The sequence below is a fragment of the Acidovorax sp. GW821-FHT09B03 genome, from assembly GCF_059418305.1.
The window spans coordinates 311,600-331,615 of sequence record NZ_JBWKPP010000004.1 but is presented as its reverse complement, the minus strand read 5'-3'; the positions used below and the strand labels follow the sequence as shown (position 1 = coordinate 331,615).

Genomic DNA, 20,016 nt, shown 5'->3' with positions numbered 1-20,016 from the left:
GGGCGTTTGCAGCGCGCCCAGCCCCGAGGGGCCGGCTTACGCCAGCAGGTCCTTCAGGGTGCGTGCGATCACCTTGGTTGCACGGCGCAGGTCTTCCAGGTCCAGGCGCTCATCGGCGCGCTTGGCATGCGATTCGAGCACGGTGCGCGGGCCGGCGCCGTAGATCACGCCGGGAATGCCGCGCTCCACGTACAGGCGCACGTCGGTGTACAGGGGCGTGCCCAGGGCGGGCACGGGCTCGCCCAGCAGCTCCTGCGCGTGCTTCTGGATGGCATCAACCAGGGGCTTGTTACCGGCCAGCGGCGTCATGGCGTTGGCCAGCAGCAGGCGGCGGATCTCCACCGAGATGCCGGCGCGCTCGCCTGCTGCCTGCTCGATCACGCGGCGGATGTTGGCTTCCACCTCCACCGGATTCTCCTCGGGGATCATGCGGCGGTCGAGCTTGAAGCTCACCTTGCCGGGCACCACGTTGGTGTTGGTGCCACCCTCGATGCGGCCCACGTTGAGGTACGGGTGCTTGATGCCGGCCACGTTGGAGGTGACCTTCAAGTACTCCTGGTTCTGCGCGTACAGCGCGTTCAGGATGTGCACGGCGCCCTGCAGCGCGTCCACGCCGGTGTGGGGCACGGCGGCGTGCGCCATCTTGCCGTGCACCGTCACCTCCATCTGCAGGCAGCCGTTGTGGGCCGTGACCACCTCGTACGAGAAGCCGGCCGCGATCATCAGGTCCGGCTTGGTCAGGCCCTTTTGCAGCAGCCAGCCGGGGCCGAGTTCGCCGCCAAACTCTTCGTCGTAGGTGAAGTGCAGTTCCACCGCGCCCTGGGCAGGCTGGGCCACGGCTTCGAGAGCACGCAGCGCAAAGGTGAAGCTGGCGAAATCGCTCTTGCTCACGGCGGTGGCGCGGCCGTACATCTTGCCGTCCACGATCTCGGCGCCGTAGGGGTCGTGCGTCCAGCCTTCGCCGGGGGGCACCACATCGCCGTGGGCGTTCAGGGCGATGGTCGGGCCCTTGCCTTCGCTGCCGTACTTGCGGCGCACGATCAGGTTGGTGATCGACTCCATGCCGTAGGCCTGCACGTCGGCGGCGGGCACGGCGTGCTTTTCGGCCTCGTAGCCAAAGTCACGGAGCAGCTCGGCCGTGCGCTCGGCATGGGGTGCGTTGTTGCCCGGGGGCGTGTCGGTGGGCACGCGCACCAGCGCCTGTAAAAACTGCACTTCCTCGTCGAAGTGCTGGTCGATCCACGCATCCAGTGCGGCGTAGTCGGTCGTTGGGGTGGTGGTCATGCGGGGGTTTCCTCGGAGAGCTGTTGCAGCACGTGCGTGAAGGCGTCCACGGCCAGCTGCATGTCGTTGTTGGTGGTGGATTCGAGCGGGTTGTGGCTGATGCCGGAGTTCAGGCCGCGCACGAAGAGCATGGCCTGCGGCATGATCTCGTGCAGCTTCATCGCATCGTGCCCGGCGCCGCTGGGCATGCGGAACAGGGGCACGCCCTGGGCGTCCACCGCGCGTTCCCAGCGCTGCTGCCAGGCCGGGGCGCTGGGGGCGGCGGCCGCGCGCATGGATTCCTCCAGCGTGTAGCGCATGCCGCGCCGCTCGGCAATGCGGGCCAGCTCGGCCAGCACGTCCTTGGCCAGCGCGTCGCGCTGCGGGTCGTTGGGGGCGCGCAGGTCCAGGCTGAACTGGCAGCGGCCGGGCACCACGTTGATGGAGCCGCCGGGCACGTTGAGCAGGCCAATGGTGCCCACCGAGTCGCCGTCCTTGGCGGCGCGCTGCTCGATGTACAGGGCCAGCTCGGCCACGGCCACGGCGGCGTCGCGGCGGCGGTCCATGGGGGTGGTGCCGGCATGGCTGGCCATGCCGATCATCTCGCCCACGTAGCGCACGCCGCCGTTGATGGAGGTGACCACGCCCAGCGGCAGGTCCAGCTCGTTGAGCACCGGGCCCTGCTCGATATGCACCTCGATGAAGCCCAGGTACTGCGCGGCGTCGCGCTGCAGTTTGGGAATGTCGTCGATGCACAGGCCGGCATGCTGCATGGCCTCGCGCATGGTCACGCCGTCGGCGTCCTTCTGGTCTAGCCAGGCGTGGTTGAAATGGCCGATGAGCGCGCCCGAGCCCAGGAAGGTGGCCTTGTAGCGCTGGCCTTCTTCTTCGGCAAAGCCGATGACCTCGATGCCGAAGGGCAGGCGCTTGCCGGCGCGGTGCAGCTCGCGCACGCAGGCCATGGGCACGAAGATGCCCAGCCGCCCGTCGTACTTGCCGCCGTTGCGCACCGTGTCGTAGTGCGATCCGGTCATCAGGTATTTGGCTTGTGCGGCGCCAGCGGCAGGGTGGTAGCGGCCCACCACGTTGCCCACGGCGTCGACCTCCACCTCGTCAAAGCCGCAGTCGCGCATCCAGTGGCTGATGCGCTGCGCGCAGGCGCGGTGCGCGTCGGTCAGGTAGGTGACGGTGAGCTGGCCCTTTTCGGCAAAGCCGGGGTCCGAGTGCTGGGCCAGGTTCTCCTGCCAGTCCCACACGTCGTTGCCCAGCATGGGCTCGGCATCGAACTTGTCGTTCAGGCGGATCTCGGCGATGCGGTGGATGTTGCGCAGCGCCTCGGCGCGCTCGAAGTCGGGGTGGTTGTCCAGCCGGCGCGCAAAGGTGGCGATGATCTCCTGGCGTGGCAGGCCCGCGCCGCGCGGCCCGCGCACCGCCAGGATGAAGGGGAAGCCAAAGCGCGCGTTGTAGTCCGCATTGAGCTTCTGAATGCGCGCGAACTCCTCGGGCGTGCACTGGGCCAGGCCCGCCTTGCTCTGCTCGTTGGTCGACTCGGCCGTGAGGCTGTTGGCCACCATGGCCTTGCCGGCCAGTTCCGGGTGGGCGCGGATCAGTGCCAGCTGCGCATCCTGCGGCGCGGTGCGCACGGCCTGAGCCAGGGCGTGGCGCAGGTGCGCCAGCGAGCGGAAGGGCCGCTCTGCCAGCGCCTGCTCTGCGATCCAGGGCGAGTGCTCGTACACGCCGTCCAGCCACTGCAGGGCCTCGGCCGGGGTGGCCGCGTTGAGTTGGTCAAGGGTGAGTGCCATGGTGGTCAGGCCTTGCTGGTGACGGTGGTGTCGTTGAAGGGATGCACCTGGGCCCAGTGGCGCGCGATGTCCACTCGGCGCGCCACCCACACCTTGTCGTGCTGGGCGATGTGGTCCAGGAAGCGCTGCAGCGCCGTGATGCGGCCGGGGCGGCCGAGCAGGCGGCAGTGCATGCCGATGCTCATCATCTTGGGTGCGTTGTCGCCGTCGGGGTCGCCTTCGGCGTACAGGGCGTCGAAGGTGTCCTTGAGGTACTGGAAGAACGGGTCGGCATGCGAATAACCCTGGGGCAGGGCAAAGCGCATGTCGTTGCAGTCCAGCGTGTAGGGCACGATGAGCTGGGGCGCCACGCTTCCGTCGCTGCGCTGCACCTTCATCCAGAAGGGCAGGTCGTCGCCGTAGTAGTCGCTGTCGTACTCGAAGCCGCCGAAGTCGGCCACCAGGCGGTGGGTGTTGGGGCTGTCGCGCCCGGTGTACCAGCCGGTCGCGCGCTGGCCGGTCATGCGCTCGATGATGGCCATGGCCTCGGCCATGTGGGCGCGCTCCACCTCTTCGGGGATGTGCTGGTAGTGGATCCACTTGAGGCCGTGGCAGGCGATCTCGTGGCCGGCCTGCACGAAGGCCTGGGTCAGCTCGGGGTGGCGCTGCAGCGCGCTTGACACGCCGAACACGGTGAGCGGCAACTGGCGCTTGTCGAACTCGCGCAGGATGCGCCACACGCCGGCACGCGAGCCGTATTCGTAGATGCCCTCCATGCTCATGTGGCGCTCGGGGTAGCTGGCGGGGTTGAACATTTCCGACAGGAACTGCTCCGAGCCCGCGTCGCCGTGCAGGGTGGCGTTTTCGCCGCCCTCTTCGTAGTTGAGCACGAACTGCACGGCGATGCGTGCCTGGCCGGGCCACTGGGCATGGGGCGGGTTGGGGCCGTAGCCGACGAGGTCGCGGGGGTAGGGGTGGGTGGAGTCGTAGATCATGGTGTGTCTGCTCACGAAACGGAAGTCACGGGGGCGAGCGCCATGGCCAGGTCGCTGGCAGGGCGCTTGCGGTCGAAGGTGAGGCTGGCCTCGACATGCTCGAGGTGCGACTGCATGAGGGCCACGGCCTGGTCCTCGTCGCGCGCGGCCAGCGCGGTGACGATCTCGCCGTGTTCCTCGTGCGAATGTTCTGCGGCGCTGGCCGACTGGTACATCAGCGTGATCAGCGCGCAGCGCGAGATCAAATCGCCCAGCAGGTGGGCCAGCACCTCGTTGCCCATGAGCTCGGCCATGCGCACGTGGAAGTCGCCCAAGAGCTCGGTGCGGCTGCTGGCATCAGCCGTGCCCATGGCGGCCTTCTCGCTGGCCACGTGGGCGCGCAAGGCCTTGATCTTGGCCGGCGTGACGCTGCGCACGAAGGCGCGGGTCATCTCGGTCTCGAGCATGCGGCGCACGGCGAAAACCTGGCGTGCCTCTTCCACCGAGGGGGTGGAGACGAAGGCGCCGCGTGCGGGCTCCAGCGTGACCAGCTTGTTCTGCGCCATCTGGAACAGCGCCTGGCGCACCAGCGTGCGCGAGACGCCGAAGTGGTCGGCAAGCTTCTGCTCGGCCAGCTTGGTGCCGGGCTGCAGGCGGTGTTCAACGATGGCGCGGGTCAACGCCTCGACGATGGCACTGGTGGATGAAGATTCCATGGCGACATGATAGGAGGATTGGCGAAAAGTGTATACACTTTTGGTCTACAGATTGCATTTTTCCTATCCCCATCCTTCAGGAGAATCCCTATGGGCTTGAGCACGCATGTTCTGGACACCATGAATGGCTGCCCCGCGGCCGGCATGGAAGTCGCCCTGTATTCCACCCACGGCGACGCCGCCACGCTGCTGCAGCGCCTGGTGCTCAACCACGACGGCCGCACCGATGCACCGCTGTTCGACAACGCCAGCCTGCGCGCCGGCACCTACCGGCTGCGCTTTGACGTGGCGGGGTATTTCAAGGCCAAGGGCGTGCAATTGCCCGAGCCGAACTTCCTGAACCAGGTGAGCCTGGACTTCGGCGTTGCGCACGAAGACCAGCACTACCACGTGCCGCTGCTGGTGAGCCCGTGGAGCTACTCCACCTACCGCGGTTCTTGAAGGCTCTCAGAGCTGACCTTCGGTGAGGGTATCGAGTTGGAACTTGCCGCTCTTGTCCCACAGCCAGGTCTCGGTGTAGGTCACCTTGCCCAGGCGCGTGGGCACCGGGTAGGGGGCCGCGGCGCGCACGGTGCGCTCGATCTCCTTGACCACCTCGGGTGCATGGCGCGGGGCGCGCAGCCAGTTCACGCGCGTGACCTTGCCGGTGCGGTCGATGTCCACCTCGATCACGCCGATGGCGTACAGCTGCGGGGGCAGCTTGCCCTTGAAGATGCGCTCGGCGTTCAGGCCATAGAGGTGGGTGGCGCCGTCCTGCCGGTAGGCGCGAGGCGTGGCAGCTGCCGAGGGGCGGGCCGAGCCGGCGCTGGCCGGCACGGGGCCCTTGACGCCCTGGATGTCGGTACTGGTAGGAGGGCGGGTCTCTGGCGTGGCTGGCGCGGCTGCGGGTTCTGGCGCAGACTTGCAGGCAGCGACCAGGGCGGCACCCGCGGCCATGATGCCTGCCAGCAGCCAGTGGCGGCCTTTGCCGGGACGGTGATTTGGCGGGGTATCGGGCATGGTGGGCGGGTGTAACGAAAGGACGGCGGCAGTGGAGAACTTGCGTTTGTTGCTGGAGGGCCTTGCGGCCGAACCGGCATGTCTGGTGAGCGTGGAGTCTACCCAAGGCTCCGTCCCGCGTGAATCGGGCGCGTGGATGGCCGTGTTCGCAAACAGGTTGGTGGGCACCATCGGCGGTGGCCACCTGGAGCACCAGGCCATTGCCGAGGCGCGCCGCCGCCTGGCAGACCCTGGCGCCGCGAACGATCCGGCGCCGATGCGCTTTGCCCTGGGCCCTGCCCTGGGCCAGTGCTGCGGCGGCGTGGTGTACCTCGAATTCGAGCGCCTGGCCGCGCAGGACGCCCCGGCCCTGGCCCGGCGCCTCACGGCCGACCTGCACCCCGTGGCGCTGTTCGGCGGCGGCCATGTGGGCCATGCCCTGGCGCGCGTGCTGGCGCCGCTGCCCTTTGCGCTGACCTGGATCGACAGCCGCGACGGGATTTTTCCGGACGCGCCGCCGCCCAATGTGCACTGCGAGCATTCCGAGCCGGTGCAGATGGCCGTGCCCACGCTGGCGGCGGGATCGCGCGTGCTCATCATGAGCTTCAGCCATGCCGAGGACCTGGACGTGGTGGCCGCCTGCCTCAGGCGCCAGCGCGAGCAGGGCGACCTGCCCTTCATCGGGCTCATCGGCAGCAAGACCAAATGGGCCACCTTCACCAGCCGGCTCACGGCACGCGGTTTCAGCGCGCGCGAGCTGGCGCATGTGACCTGCCCCATCGGCGTGCCGGGCATCCCCGGCAAGGAGCCCGAGGTGATCGCCGTGGCCGTGGCGGCACAACTCTTGCAATCAGTGGCGGCAGTCCAGGCGGTGGTGCACAACCCACAGCGAGGGTATTCCCAGGCCTGATTGCTTCTTGATGGACTGGAATTGAGAACAGTTTTTGCATACACTTTCACCCGGGATCTTGCCGGCCGTTGCGGCACCGGTCCCATGGGTCGCAGCGGTGCCCCGGCAAGCATGGTTTGCCAAGGTGCGCGACCCCCTGTTCTGCTCAGAGCGCCCGCAGTGGTGAGCAGGTTGTTCAGGCGGTGTGTCCCCCCACGCCGCCAAGGTTGAGAAAAAAATGGAACACTACCTTCTCGACTGGGCCAACCTGCTGCTGCGCTGGGTCCACGTCATCACCGCCATCGCCTGGGTTGGCTCGTCGTTTTACTTCGTCTTCCTGGACAGCAGCCTCACGCCGCCAGAGGACGAAGACCTGAAGAAGCAGGGCGTGAGCGGCGAGCTCTGGGCCGTGCACGGCGGCGGCTTCTACCACCCGGTCAAGTTCGCCGTCTCCCCGCCCGAGCTGCCCAAGCACCTGCACTGGTTCTACTGGGAGAGCTACAGCACCTGGCTCAGCGGCTTTGCGCTGTTCACCCTGTCCTACCTGTGGAGCGCCGGCACCTACCTGATCGACAAGTCGCGCATGGACTGGGCGCCGCCCGCAGCCATCGGCGCGGCGCTGGCCTTCCTGGTCGTGTTCTGGCTGCTGTACGACGGCATCTGCCGCATCTTCGGGCAAAAGAAGAACGGCGACGCCATCGTCGGCGGCCTGGTGCTGGTGCTGGTGTGCATCGCCTCGTGGCTGGCCTGCCACCTGTTTGCCGGGCGCGCGGCCTTCCTGCTGGTGGGCGCGATGATCGCCACCTCGATGAGCGCCAACGTGTTCTTCTGGATCATCCCCGGCCAGCGCACCGTGGTGCGCCAGATCCGCACGGGGCAGAAGGTGGACCCGATCCACGGCAAGCGCGGTAAGCAGCGCAGCGTGCACAACACCTACTTCACGCTGCCGGTGATCTTCGCGATGCTGAGCAACCACTACAGCTTCCTCTGGAGTCACGCGCAGAACTGGCTGGTGCTGATCGTCATGATGTTCGCGGGCGCCGCCATCCGCCAGTTCTTCGTGATGCGCCACGGCTACAAGCTCGGCCGCAACCCCAATCCGCTGCCTTACGCCCTGGTGGGCGTGGCTGCCCTGCTGGGCGCCATTGTCTGGATGCGGCCGGCCCCACCAGCACCGGCACCCGTCGCCGCGGCCAAGCCGGCGGCGGCTGTTGCTGCTGCCCCTGCGGCCCCTGCCGCTTCCGCGGCGGCCCAGGCCGCAGCGGCCACGGCCCCGGCTGCCGCCGCACCCGCCGCGGCGGGCACCGGTGGCGAATTCGCCGCCGTGCAGACGGTGCTGGAGCAGCGCTGCTACCTGTGCCATGGCGCCCAGGTGCAGATGAAGAACCTGCGCCTGGATTCGCCGGCCCTGGTCAAGCAGCACGCCCAGGCGGTCTACCAGCAGGCCGTGGTGCAAAAGCTCATGCCCATGAACAACGCCACGCAGATGACGGACGCCGAGCGCGCCCTCATCGGCCGCTGGTTCCAGGACGGCGCGAAGACGCCCTGATCGACGCGCTGCCTGGGGCAGCGCTGGACCATCAGGCGGCCAGCACGCTTTGCAGCGCGCGCAGCGCGTTGTGCGGCGGCCCGGGCAGCTCGCCGCCGTGCAGCACCACGCCGGTGGAGGCCAGCTTGGCCTCGTGCTTGGCCACGGCGGCCAGGTTGGCCACCTCCTCGGCATGGCGGTACACGCCGGGCTGGATGCGCACCGCGCCGATGGCCAGCGTGGTGCAGGGGAAGAAGCGGCGCACGCCGTGCCGGTCTTCCGAGTGGATGCCGCCCATGGCGCGCGCGCCGTCGTCGAACAGGGTGAGCGCCTCGCGCGCGAACTCGTCCACGATGTGCTTGCAGCGCTGCAGCCAGTTGCTGCTCTGGAAGATGAGCATGAAATCATCGCCCCCCACATGGCCCACGAAGTCGCGGCGCGCGTCGCAGTGCGTGGTGGCCAGGCGCGCCACCAGGCGGATCATCTGGTCGCCACGCCAGTAGCCGTAGTGGTCGTTGAAGGGCTTGAAGTTGTTCAGGTCCGCATAGCAGGCGACGAACTCGGTGCCGCTCTCTAGCAGGCGCTGCATGTGCATGCTGATGGGGATGTTGCCGGGCAGGAAGGTCAGCGGGTTGGCGTGGCGCGCAGCCTCGATGCGCGTCTCGGTCACCGCGCGCACCAGTTGGTCACCCGTGCCCAGGCCCACGTAGCGGCCGTTATCGGTGACGATGTAGCCGTCGCTCAGGTAGCGCTGGTCCTGCGAGGTGAGGATGCCCACGAGCTGGTCCACGTCGCAGTCGAGCTCCACCACGCGCGGCGTGTTGTTGGCAAAGCCGACGCAGGGCTTGCGCCCATGCACCTCGCGAAAGTACAGCGTGGCGTAGTGGTTCATGAACTGCTGGCGGTTGATCAGCGCCACGGGGCGCTGGCCATCCACCACGGCCAGTGCGTGCAGGTCGGTGCGCCCCTGCAGCAGGGCGGCCACCTCGTCGTTGCTGCTGGAGGGCGCCACCGTGGGCGCCTGCAGCACCATCAGGCTGCGCAGGATGCCCGGGCGCGCGGTCTGGCCCAGGTGGGGCAGCACGGCCACGCGGCGGTCCTGCAGCACGTCGAGCGCCGGGCCGTCGATGGCCTCGCGCGGGGTGCGCGCCGGGCGCCCCAGCACCCAGCCCTGGCCGTAGGGGATGGCCAGGTCGCGCAGCGCCCGCAGGTCGTCGCGCGTCTCGATGCCCTCGGCGATCAGCGTGGTGCCGAACACGTCGGCAATGCCCTTGATGGCCTGCAGCATCTGCAGGTTCTCGGGGTGTTCGCTGATGTCGTGGATGAAGTAGCGGTCGATCTTCACGAAGTCGGGCTTGACCTCGGACCACAGCCGCAGGCTGGAGCGCCCGTCGCCGAAATCGTCGAGCGCCAGGCGCGCGCCGCAGGCATGCACCTCGCGGATGGCCTCGCGCAGCGCGGGCATGTCGGTCACGCGCTCGTGCTCGGTGATCTCGAACACCAGCATGCGCGCGCTCACGCCAAAGGCGCGCACCGTCTCGCCCAGGCGGCGCTCGCCGCACAGGGCCACGGCATGCACCAGCGCATCGGCGCTGATGTTCACGAACAGCCGGCCGGGCGCGCCGTGGTCGCCCCAGTTCGAGAGAGCGGTGAACACGCACACGAGTTCGAAGTCCTGCAGCAGGCGCTCGCGCCGGGCGGTCTCCAGCAGCAGGTCGGGCGTGTGCAGGGCCGTGCCCTCGGGGCCGCGGATCAGTGCCTCATGCGCAAAGATGCTGCCTTCGCGCAGGTCACCCAGCGGCTGGAAGACGCAGTGCAGGCCCCCTTCGCGCATGAGCCGCGCCAGCGGCCCTGATCCCAGCCGCGCCGCAGGCGACAGCAGCGCCAGCATGCGGTCGAGACGTTCTTGCTTGGGATGCGCCATGGTTGCAATTTGTCACTTCTAGGGGGCTGACCATACCGGCCGCTCGTGACAGATGCGTTACAGGGGTTCGGGTTTCCACCTGTCTGCCCGAGGCCACGCACAATGGGCACCATGTCTGAAATCTCTTCTTCCCCAGCCGGCGCGTTGCCCGATTTCCACACCGATCCCCGCGGCTTTCTGCGGGGCCTGTTCGACGTTGCCGTGCGCAGCGCCCAGCCCCTGCACGGCATGCGCGCCTGGCTGCCCGCGCCGCCGCGCGGGCGCACCCTGGTGCTGGGGGGCGGCAAGGGCGCAGGGGCGATGGCCCAGGCGCTCGAAGCCCTGTGGCCGCACGGCGCGCCGCTGTCGGGCCTGGTCGTCACGCGCTACGGCCACACCCCGCCCCGGCCCGAGGGCCTGGTGCAGCGCATCGAGGTGGTCGAGGCCGCGCACCCCGTGCCCGATGCCGCCGGCGAGGCCGCGGCGCAGCGCCTGCTGGACCTGACCCAAGGCCTCACGGCCGACGACCTGGTGCTGTGCCTGATCTCGGGCGGGGGCTCCTCGCTGCTCACCCTGCCGGGCGAGGGTCTGACCCTGGAGGACAAGCAGCGCATCAATCGCGCGCTGCTCGAGAGCGGCGCCGACATCGCCGAGATGAACTGCGTGCGCAAGCACCTCTCGCGCATCAAGGGCGGGCGGCTGGCGGCGGCCTGTGCGCCGGCGCGCGTGGTCACGCTGACCATCAGCGACGTGCCGGGCGACGACCCCTCGGTCATTGCCAGCGGCCCGACCGTGCCCGATGCCACCACCTGCGCCGAGGCGCTGGCCATCCTGGTGCGCTACGGCATCGAGGTTCCGCACCAGACCCTGCAGGCGCTGCGCGAGGGTGCGCTGGAAACGCCCAAGCCCGGCGACGCCGTGTTCGAAGGCCATGCCGTGCACCTGGTGGCCACGCCCTGGCAGGCGCTGGAGGCCGCGGCCGCGGCGGCGCGCGCGGCAGGCTTGGACGCCGTCATCCTCTCGGACGAGATCGAGGGCGAGTCGCGCGATGTGGGCAAGGTGCACGCGGCAATGGCGCGCTCGGTGGCGCGCCATGGCCAGCCGTTCACCAAGCCCTGCGTCATCCTCTCCGGTGGCGAAACCACGGTCACGGTGCGCCCGCGCGCACCCGACGCCCCGCGCGGCCGCGGCGGCCGCGCCGGCGAGTTCTGCCTGGGGCTGTCCAAGGCGCTGCAAGGCGAGCCGTCGGTCTGGGCGCTGGCTGCCGATACCGACGGCATCGACGGCGTGGAGAACAACGCGGGTGCCTTCGTCGGGCCCGACACCTTGTACCGCGCCCATGCATCGGGCGCCGACATCAACGACGCCCTGCAGCGCAACGACGCCTGGGGCTACTTCGCGGCCCTGGGCGACCTGCTGGTCACCGGGCCCACGCACACCAACGTCAACGACTTTCGGGCGATCCTGGTGCTGTAGCCCTCCGACCCATCAGGGCCCTGCAGCCTTCCAGCGGGGCGCGTGCTGCGAAACTGGCACGGTCGAGGCCAGTGCCCCCGTGCAAGGGCCGCCCCGCCGCACCGGGGGCATCCCCCCTCAGGGGGGATGACGCGAAGCGGCTCAGGCGGGAGCATCAGAACCTGTGGCGGACGCCCAGGCCGAAGCTGTTGCCGGTGGTGCGCGCCGTGATGCGGTCGTTCATCAGCATGGCATACACATCGGTGCGCTTGGACAGGAAGTGGTCATACCCCAGCGTGAAGGTCTTGCGCGAGACGTCGGTGGCCGACAGCTCGGTCTGGGCCCACGAGGCCAGCACCTTGCCGGTGCCGAACACCGGCACGGACACGCCCAGCTGTGCCGTTTTGGCCTTGTTGGCGCTGTTGTCGGCCTTGGCCTGGCCGTAGCTGGCAAAGGCCTTGACCACGCTGAAGTCGTAGGCGCCGCCGAGCATCCAGTCGCTCTTGGTGGTGCCCAGGTAGGTATTGGGCACGGCAGGGTTGCTGACCTGGTCGCGCTCGTAGAAGCCGGTCAGGGTCAGCGGGCCGTTGAAGTACAGCGCGTTCAGGCCGATGTTCTTCTTGCCGTTGTCGTTCGCGATCTCGCCCACCTGGTAGTGGGCATTGAGCGTGAGCCCACCCAGGCTGGGCGTGCTGTAGATGATCTCGTTGGACCAGCCCGTGTCCGAAGGCGTGGTCGCCGTCCAGCCCGTGCCGTTGAACAACGGCACGTTCATGTGCAGGATCAGCGGCGCGAAGGTGAACGAATCGCCCATGGGGTTCGACAGGATCGAGGGCAGGAAGTTGGGCGCCAGGCCGCGGCCCACGGTCACCGTGCCGAAGCCTCCCGACAGGCCCACGTTGGCATCGCGCGAGAAGAAGGTGTCGTTCACGAAGCGGCCCTGTACGCCGCTGTCCACCTTGATGAACGAGGTCAGCGCGAAGTTGGCCTTGAGGCCGCCGCCGAGGTCTTCGGTGCCCTTGACGCCGAACCACGAGGTGGTCATGCCACCGCTGTTGAGCACGGTGGCGCGGCCGGCATCGCCGGCGTTGCGCAGCGAGCCGACGAACACGTCGGTCAGGCCCATCAGCTGGACGGAACTCTGCGCCTGGGTGGCCGCGCTGGCGCACAGCAGCGCGCCACCGAGCGAGAGGGCAATCAGGTTTGTTTTCATTGTGTACTCCTGGGGTGAGGAAATGGCCGGAGGTCCGGCGCGGGGCTCTGGTGCCCGCCGCATGCCGCACCTTGGTGCACGGGCGGAACCAGCCGACCGGGTTCGCAAGTTCCATGCCCCTGGCCGAACAAGTGCTTACAGAAAGCGGACACCGCGCAGGGCCGTGCGCGTGGCACCGGTTTGATCTTGCTCAATGCGCCCGCCAGCCACGCGCGGCACAGTTCGGGCCATGCTGCCCTCATCCCTTTTCTCCCTGCCGGCCCAGGTCCAGATGGCTGCGGCCGGTGACATGCTCAGGCACCGCCACCAGACCCTGGCCACCGTGGCCCACCTGGAGCGTGGGCGGGTGCTGCTGGGGATCTGCGAGCACGGGCAGATGCGCCACCAGCTCGGCGTGGTGGAAGCCCCCTTCTGGCTCGACGCTGCATCGGCGCTGTTGGGCGAACCCTGTGCCATGGACATGGTGGCCCAGACCCCGGTGCACCTGCGCCATGTGCCGGTGGAGGCCTTTCGCAGCCACTGCGCCGAGCTGCCGCCCGCCGCGCAGGCCCTGCTGCGCAACCTGGCCACGGGCTACCTGCAGCAGTCGGGCCTGGCCGTGAGCCGCCTCGCGCAGGACGCCCAGGCCCGCTGCGCGCAATGGCTGCTGCAGAACGCCGAACCCGACACGGGCGGCGCCATGAGCGTCACCCTGCACCAGCGCAAGCGGCTCATCGCCGCCCAGCTGGGCATCGCCCCCGAGACCTTCTCGCGCGTGATGCGCCACCTGCGCGAGCATGGCCTGGTGGCAGGCACCGGCAACGTGCTCAGGCTGCCCCAGCCGATGGCACTGCAGTCGGTCGCAGGCGGCTGAGACCCCGCAAAAGAAGGCCTGAAAAAGGTCGCCAGGAGAGCCTCTCTCAGGGTTTTTCCTTGGGGGCATGTGAGGGTTCCACCCAAGCCCTTGCGGGCGGGTGCTGCGTATATTTGTTGGGAGCCCTGTTGTTTCCTGCAGCTTCCTCCATGCCCGCCTCCTTCATCGTCCGTACCTGCAGCCCTCCAGACCGGGACAGCGCATGACGCCACCTGCCAACCCCGTCGCTGCCGCGCAAGAGCCCGCCTGGAGCCTGCCAGGCCCTCTGGTGCTGCGGCTGATGGTGGTGGCTGCGCTGGTGGTGGTGCTGGCCAGTGCGGCATCGGTGTGGCTGGTCTCGCGTGCCGCAGGCCAGGAGGCCATGCGCCGCGTGGTCGGCCAGCAGACCGACGAAGTCGAGGTGGTGGCGCGGCTGTTGGCCAGCAAGATCGAGCAGAGCCAGAAGGTGCTGCGCACGGTGGCCCAGGGCATCACCCCGGCCATGCTGGAGTCGCCGTCCTCGCTGGACTGGCTGCTGCAGCAGGGCCTGCCTGCGGTAGGCTTCTTCGACGCACTGCACGTGGCCCGCAAGGATGGGGAGCTGCGCCTGAACATCCGCTCGGGCCAGTTGGTCAAGGCGGCCGAGCTGGACCCGGCCGAGCGCGATGCCCTGCGCCGCACGCTGATCGACGGCAAGCCCCAGGTGTCGGAGCTGATCGCCGGGCGCACCAATCAGGCGCGCATCATGTTCACGCTGCCGCTGCACAGCGAGGAGGGGGCCGTGCTGGGCGTGGTCGCAGGTGCGCTCAAGCTGCAGTCGCAGGGCCTGCTGCCGCAGTCCATGGCGCTGCCGGCGCGCGACGACTCGCGCCTGCTCGTCTTCACGCGCGACGGCACCATCCTCTCGCACACCGACCCGGCGCGCATCATGGGCCAGGTGCGTGACGAGCCGGGCCTGGCACCCGTGTTCGCCGAGTGGCTGCGCCGCGCGCAGCCCGTGGTCGGGCGCGGTACCACCGAAGTGCAGCCCGAGCACATCGTGAGCGTGGCCGGCATGCCGTTGCCGCAGTGGTTCGTGGCACGGGTGAGCAACTCGCAGGCCCTGTTGGCGCCGCTGCAGGGCGCCCAGCGCGAGGCCTGGTGGCTGGCCGCCGCGGTGATCGCCCTGGGCGTGCTGCTGCTGGCCGCCGCCATGGCCTGGATGGCACAGCCCCTGGCCCAGCTGTGCCGCGGCGCGCTGCAGCTTCTGCGCCACGACCAGCAACCTGGCGCTGCGCGAGGCACCGTCGAATGGCCCGCCGGCCGGGGCGAAGTGGGCGCGCTGGTGCGGGCGTTCGACGGGCTGGCCCAGCAAAAGCGCCAGCAGGACCACCTGCATACGCTGCTGCACGGCCAGTTCCAGGCCATCCTGCAGAACGCGTCGGTAGGCATCGTCATCACGCGCCATGGCGTGCTCGAAGTGGTGGGGCGCCAGGCCTGCCTGATGCTGGGCTATGCCGAGAGCGAGCTGCAAGGGCGGCCGGCGCGCACGCTGTACGGCTCGGACGCCGACTACGCCCGCCTGGGCGAGCGCGTGCAGTCGGCCTTTGCGGCGCACGGCACCTTCGATGGCGACGTGTGCTTCGTGCGCAAGGACGGCAGCCCCGTCTGGGCGCGCGTGCAGGGCCGCAAGGTGGACTCCGAGGCGCTGGGCGGTGGCACCGTGTGGATGCTGGAAGACATCACCGCCGCGCGCGAGGCCCAGTACCAGCAGGCCTGGGAGCTCACGCACGATGCCCTCACGCAATTGCACAACCGCTCGGCCTTCGACCACCGGCTGGCCCTGCTGCTGGCCGAGCGCTCGGCACGCACGCGCACCGCCGATGCGGCACCGGCGGCCGCTGCAGGGGACGACGCACCCGACGACGGGGTGGTGCTGTTCATGGACCTCGACCATTTCACGCTGGTCAACGACGTGGCCGGCCACGATGCGGGCGACGATGTGCTGCGCCACGTGGCCCGGCTCATCGAGACCCAGGTGCGCCAGGTGGGCTGGTCCGCGCGCCTGGGCGGCGACGAGTTCGCCGTGGTGCTGCCCGGTTGCACGCTGGCACGCGGCCAGGCCGTGGCCGAGCAGTTGCGCGCCACGGTGCAGGCCTGGGAGCCGTCCTACCAGGGGCGCAGCTTCACGCTCGGGGTGAGCATCGGCCTGGTGGTGCTGGACTCCCACCTGCACGACGTGGCCTCGGTGCTGTATGCCGCCGACATGGCCTGCTACGACGCCAAGCGCGCCGGCCGCAACCGGGTCGAAACCCGGCATGCGCGTGACATGACGTCCTCAGGCCGCATGGCCCTGGGACCGTACTGAATCTCCCTCAGTCGCTGATTCGTCCCAGCGCGCGCAGCACGTTCTCGGCCGTGGCGGGCGCCGTCAGCCGAACCGGGGCCAGGTGGTCCTCGCCCGCACCACGTGTGGCCGCCACGGCATTGCGCAGCGCCTCGTAGACGCTGATGGCCAGCATGAACGGGGGTTCGCCCACGGCCTTGCTGCCGCCCACGTTGTCCTCGCGGTTGGCCTCGGGCCACAGGTTCACGCGGAAATGCGCGGGGATGTCGCCCGTGGCCGGTATCTTGTAAGTGCTGGGGGCGTGGGTGGCCAGGTAGCCCTTGTCATTCCACACCAGTTGCTCGGTGGTGAGCCAGCCCATGCCCTGCACGAAGCCGCCCTCGATCTGCCCGATGTCGATGGCCGGGTTGATGCTGTGGCCCACGTCGTGCAGGATGTCCACGGCGATCACGCGGCTCTCGCCGGTGAGGGTGTCGATCACCACCTCGGTGCAGGCCGCACCGTACGAGAAGTAGTAGAACGGCCGGCCCGTGAGGGTGGTCTTGTCGTAGTGGATCTTGGGCGTGCGGTAGAAACCGTCGCTCCACAGCTGGATGCGGTTGGCGTACGCCTCCTTGACCACGTCGTCGAAGGCGCGCACCTTCTTGGGCGAGATCACCTGCCCGCCCGCGAACTGGATCGCACCCGCGCCGCAGCCATCGAGCCCGCAGACATAGGCCGCCAGGTTGTCGCGCACGTGGCGCGCGGCGAACTGGGCCGCGCGGCCGTTCAGGTCGGTGCCGCTCGAAGCGGCGGTGGCGCTGGCGTTGGGCACCTTGCTGGTGTCGCTGGCCGTGACCAGCACGCGCTGCAGCGGCACGCCCAGCTCGTCGGCCACGATCTGCGCCACCTTGGTGTGCAGGCCCTGGCCCATTTCGGTGCCGCCGTGGTTCACCTGCACGCTGCCGTCGGTGTACACGTGCACCAGCGCACCGGCCTGGTTGAACAAGGTGGCCGTGAAGCTGATGCCGAACTTGACCGGCGTGATCGCCAGGCCGCGCTTGAGCACGGGGTTGGTGGCGTTCCAGGCGGCGATGGCGGCCTGGCGCTCGCGGTAGTTGGCATCGCGCTCCAGCTGGGGCATGAGCTCGTGCAGGATGTTGTCCTCCACGGTCATCTGGTAGTGGGTGACGTTGCGGCCTTCGCTGGCGTCGCGGCCGTAGAGGTTGCGCAGGCGCACGTCCTGTGCGTCCAGCCCCAGTGCGCGCGCGATGTCGCCCAGGATGGCCTCGATCACGATCACGCCCTGCGGGCCGCCGAAGCCGCGGAACGCGGTGTGGCTCTGGGTATTGGTCTTGCAGCGGTAGGAGGCGATCTCCACGTCGCTCAGGTAGTAGGCGTTGTCGCTGTGGAACACGGCCCGGTCGGCCACGGGGCCCGAGAGGTCGGCCGAGAAGCCGCAGTTGGCCGCCATGTGCAGGTTCAGCCCCGTGATGCGGCCCGTGCCGTCGAAGCCCACGTCGTAGCGGTAGGCAAACGGGTGGCGCTTGCCGGTGACCATGAAGTCCTCGTCCCGGTCCAGGCGCAGCTTGATGGGGCGGCCCAGCTTGTGTGCGGCCACGGCGGCCCACACGGCCAGGTGCCCGGCCTGCGTCTCCTTGCCGCCAAAGCCCCCGCCCATGCGCCGGCACTCCACGCGCACCGCATGGTTGTCGATGCCCAGGGCGTGCGCCACCCAGTGCTGCACCTCGCCGGGGTGCTGGGTGCTCGAATACACCCACCACTGCTTCTGTTCCAGCGGCATGGCGTAGGCAATCTGGCCTTCGAGGTAGAAGTGCTCCTGCCCGCCTACCTCGAAGGTGCCTTCCAGGCGGTGCTCTGAGCCGGCCAGGCCCGCCGCCGCATCGCCGCGGCGCACGAACACCGGGGGCAGCACATAACATTCGGCCGCCAGCGCCTCTTCCACCGTGAGCACGGCGGGCAGCGGCGTGATGTCGAGCTTCACGGCGCGCACGGCGCGGCGCGCCTGCATCACCGTGTCGGCCACCACCAGGCCGATGACCTGGCCGATGTGCTGCACCGTGTCCATGGCGAACACCGGCTCGTCGTGCGCGAAGGCGGCCAGCATCTTGTCGCCCGGCACGTCGGCGGCCAGCACCACGCCGCGCACGCCGGGCAGGGCCAGGGCGGCGCTCGCGTCCACACCGTTCAGGCGGCCGTGGGCCACGTTGGAGAGGATGGGCGAGGCGTAGAGCGTGCCCTTGATTTCGGGCAGGTCGTCGATGTAGTGGGCCGCGCCCGCCACCTGGGCGCGCGCGCTTTCATGGATGTGCGAATGGCCCATGGCGCGCAGGGTTGCGGGGGGCGTGGCCGCCAGCGGCGCTGCCACGGGCTGGTCGGCGTGCGCGTCGGCGGCCACCACCACGGGGTCGTCCACTGCATCGCGGCTCAGGGGAAGGGTGTCACGCTGGTTCATACGGCGGCCTCCAGTCGGAAGTTTTCCACGCTCACCGCATCCTGGCCCTGGCTTTCGAGCCAGAAGCGCTGCAGCAGGCTGGCCAGCACGGTGCGGCGGTAGGCGCCGCTGGCGCGCATGTCGGAGATGGGGCTGAACTCGGCCTGCAGGGCGTCGGCGGCCTGCTTCACCGTCTCGGCCGACCAGGGCTGGCCGGTGAGGGCGGCTTCTGTTTGCCGCGCCCGGGCTGGCGTGGCGGCCACGCCGCCCGCACCGATGCTGGCACGGCGCACCACGCCGGCCTCGATGTCGAGGTTGACGACCAGGCACACGGCCGATATGTCGTCGTCGAAACGCTTGGATATCTTGTAGGCACGCAGGAAGTTGGCCCCCACGCTCGGCACTGGCGTGTCCTCGCTGCCCCCCAAGGGGGCGCTCGCCGCCTTGGGGCGGCCCGGCGGCGGCTCGGCTTCGGTGACCGCAGGGCGCGGCACCACGATGCGCACCAGCAGCTCATCGGGGGCCATCACGTTCTGGCGGTAGCCGGTGTACAGGTCTTCGAGCGCCAGCGTGCGCTCGCCGCGCGTGCTGGCCAGCACGATCTGCGCGCGCAGCGCGATCAACAGCGGCATGGAGTCGCCGATGGGCGAGCCATTGGCCACGTTGCCGCCCAGCGTGCCCGAGTTGCGCACCGGCAGGCCCGCGAAGCGCGTGGCAAAGCTGTGCAGCTGCGGCCACTGGCGCACGAGCGCGGCAAACGCGTCGGTCAGCGACACGGCGGCGCCGATGGTGATCTGGTGCGCGTCTTCACCGAGCTGCAGCAGCTCGGCCGCGCGCGTCACGTCCAGGATCTGTGCGTACTGCTTGTGCATCTTGGTGACCCACAGCCCCACGTCGGTGCAGCCGGCCACCACCTGGGCGCCGGGGTGCGCGGCGCGTGCGGCCAGCAGGGCTGGCAGGGTGGTCGGGGCCAGGTAGGCCGTGCCGTCCGCTGCCAGGGACTGCAGCTGTGCCAGCTGGCGCAGCAACTGGGCTTCGTCCACGGCCACGGGGGGCAGGGCGGCCATCTGCTGGGCCGCGTCGAGGATGGGGCGGTAGCCCGTGCAGCGGCACAGGTTGCCCGAGAGTTCTTCCTGCGCGAGTTCGCGCGTGATGGGCTGGCCGTGGCACACGTGGTTCTGGTACATGCCGAACAGGCTCATCACGAAGCCCGGCGTGCAAAAGCCGCACTGCGAGCCGTGGCACTGCACCATGGCTTCCTGCGCGGGGTGCAGGGTGATGGCTTTCTCTGCCGACGGGGCCGGGCCGGCGGGGCGGATCAGCGGGTCTTCGGCCAGGTCTTCCACCGTCCACAGCGCCATGCCGTCGACCGAGTGGGCCAGGCGGATGCAGCTGTTCACGGCGCTGTAGTGCAGCTTGCCGTCGCGCTCCTCGCCCAGCACCACCGTGCAGGCACCGCAGTCGCCCTCGCCGCAGCCCTCCTTGGTGCCCGTGCAGCCCAGGTCCTCGCGCAGCACTTCGAGCAGCGTGCGGTCGGGCGGTACGTCGTGCAGCGCCGCGGTCTGGCCGCGGCGGATGAAGCGGAGAGGTCGGTGGGTCATCATCATCGTCATGCGTGGGGTGCTCGAAACGGGCCAATGGGTCAAAACCAGAGCGTATGCGCGCCTGCGAGGGAACGCATATGCGAGAGCGTATAACGGGGATGCCTGCCGCGCTATGGGGCG

At 69.4% G+C, this 20,016-nt stretch carries 15 protein-coding genes; 6 read left to right on the top strand and 9 right to left on the bottom strand.

The window, feature by feature from the left end; all coding sequences use genetic code 11:
- Window positions 1-36: 36 nt before the first annotated feature.
- From AC07PA_RS10640 to AC07PA_RS10625, 4 genes are read right to left on the bottom strand one after another with little or no spacing between them, the layout of a single operon-like run.
- Window positions 37-1,284 (bottom strand): M20 family metallopeptidase, encoded by a 1,248-nt coding sequence (locus AC07PA_RS10640; protein ID WP_494605158.1) that lies wholly within the window; start codon window positions 1,282-1,284, stop codon window positions 37-39.
- Complete coding sequence (uraD, locus tag AC07PA_RS10635) at window positions 1,281-3,065, bottom strand: 2-oxo-4-hydroxy-4-carboxy-5-ureidoimidazoline decarboxylase (protein WP_494605156.1); 1,785 nt, start codon at window positions 3,063-3,065, stop codon at window positions 1,281-1,283. Before uraD ends, AC07PA_RS10640 begins: the two co-directional genes overlap by 4 nt.
- A gap of 5 nt (window positions 3,066-3,070) precedes the next feature.
- Window positions 3,071-4,039, bottom strand: a complete 969-nt coding sequence (gene puuE, locus AC07PA_RS10630) for an allantoinase PuuE (protein WP_494605154.1) — start codon at window positions 4,037-4,039, stop codon at window positions 3,071-3,073.
- An 11-nt stretch (window positions 4,040-4,050) separates the two neighbouring features.
- Window positions 4,051-4,734, bottom strand: coding sequence for a GntR family transcriptional regulator (locus AC07PA_RS10625; protein WP_007847924.1), 684 nt, complete (start codon window positions 4,732-4,734; stop codon window positions 4,051-4,053).
- A 90-nt stretch (window positions 4,735-4,824) separates the two neighbouring features.
- Here AC07PA_RS10625 and uraH point away from each other — a divergent pair, with 90 nt between their 5' ends.
- Complete coding sequence (gene uraH, locus AC07PA_RS10620; RefSeq protein ID WP_007847921.1) at window positions 4,825-5,175, top strand: hydroxyisourate hydrolase; 351 nt, start codon at window positions 4,825-4,827, stop codon at window positions 5,173-5,175.
- A gap of 6 nt (window positions 5,176-5,181) precedes the next feature.
- Here uraH and AC07PA_RS10615 read toward each other — a convergent pair whose 3' ends face one another.
- Complete coding sequence (locus tag AC07PA_RS10615; RefSeq protein WP_193353604.1) at window positions 5,182-5,733, bottom strand: energy transducer TonB; 552 nt, start codon at window positions 5,731-5,733, stop codon at window positions 5,182-5,184.
- Here AC07PA_RS10615 and xdhC point away from each other — a divergent pair.
- Together xdhC and AC07PA_RS10605 are read left to right on the top strand one after the other, a co-directional pair.
- Window positions 5,732-6,622, top strand: a complete 891-nt coding sequence (gene xdhC / locus AC07PA_RS10610) for a xanthine dehydrogenase accessory protein XdhC (protein WP_145695205.1) — start codon at window positions 5,732-5,734, stop codon at window positions 6,620-6,622. The two genes, AC07PA_RS10615 and xdhC, sit on opposite strands and share 2 nt — an antisense overlap.
- A 217-nt stretch (window positions 6,623-6,839) precedes the next feature.
- On the top strand, window positions 6,840-8,150 hold the full coding sequence (locus AC07PA_RS10605; RefSeq protein WP_007847914.1) for a urate hydroxylase PuuD: 1,311 nt from the start codon (window positions 6,840-6,842) through the stop codon (window positions 8,148-8,150).
- Window positions 8,151-8,181: 31 nt separating this feature from the next.
- Here AC07PA_RS10605 and AC07PA_RS10600 read toward each other — a convergent pair whose 3' ends face one another.
- Window positions 8,182-10,053 (bottom strand): EAL domain-containing protein, encoded by a 1,872-nt coding sequence (locus AC07PA_RS10600; RefSeq protein WP_494605150.1) that lies wholly within the window; start codon window positions 10,051-10,053, stop codon window positions 8,182-8,184.
- A 111-nt stretch (window positions 10,054-10,164) separates the two neighbouring features.
- Here AC07PA_RS10600 and AC07PA_RS10595 point away from each other — a divergent pair, with 111 nt between their 5' ends.
- Complete coding sequence (locus tag AC07PA_RS10595) at window positions 10,165-11,508, top strand: glycerate kinase type-2 family protein (protein ID WP_494605148.1); 1,344 nt, start codon at window positions 10,165-10,167, stop codon at window positions 11,506-11,508.
- Between the two features lie 154 nt (window positions 11,509-11,662).
- Here the strand turns inward: AC07PA_RS10595 and AC07PA_RS10590 are convergent, their stop codons facing one another.
- Complete coding sequence (locus AC07PA_RS10590) at window positions 11,663-12,700, bottom strand: porin (RefSeq protein WP_007847906.1); 1,038 nt, start codon at window positions 12,698-12,700, stop codon at window positions 11,663-11,665.
- 229 nt (window positions 12,701-12,929) lie between these two features.
- Here AC07PA_RS10590 and AC07PA_RS10585 point away from each other — a divergent pair, with 229 nt between their 5' ends.
- A complete protein-coding gene (locus AC07PA_RS10585) occupies window positions 12,930-13,553 on the top strand; it encodes a Crp/Fnr family transcriptional regulator (RefSeq protein WP_007847903.1) in 624 nt (207 codons plus the stop codon).
- Window positions 13,554-13,755: 202 nt separating this feature from the next.
- Window positions 13,756-15,879, top strand: a complete 2,124-nt coding sequence (locus AC07PA_RS10580) for a sensor domain-containing diguanylate cyclase (RefSeq protein ID WP_494605145.1) — start codon at window positions 13,756-13,758, stop codon at window positions 15,877-15,879.
- A 7-nt stretch (window positions 15,880-15,886) separates the two neighbouring features.
- Here the strand turns inward: AC07PA_RS10580 and xdhB are convergent, their stop codons facing one another.
- Window positions 15,887-18,313 carry a xanthine dehydrogenase molybdopterin binding subunit gene (gene xdhB / locus AC07PA_RS10575; RefSeq protein ID WP_494605143.1) on the bottom strand — a complete coding sequence of 809 codons (2,427 nt, stop codon included), beginning with the start codon at window positions 18,311-18,313 and terminating at the stop codon, window positions 15,887-15,889.
- Window positions 18,310-19,896: a xanthine dehydrogenase small subunit gene (locus tag AC07PA_RS10570; RefSeq protein ID WP_494605281.1), complete on the bottom strand. Its 1,587-nt coding sequence runs from the start codon at window positions 19,894-19,896 to the stop codon at window positions 18,310-18,312. The genes xdhB and AC07PA_RS10570 overlap by 4 nt, the downstream gene beginning before the upstream one ends.
- Between the last annotated feature and the right edge of the window lie 120 nt (window positions 19,897-20,016).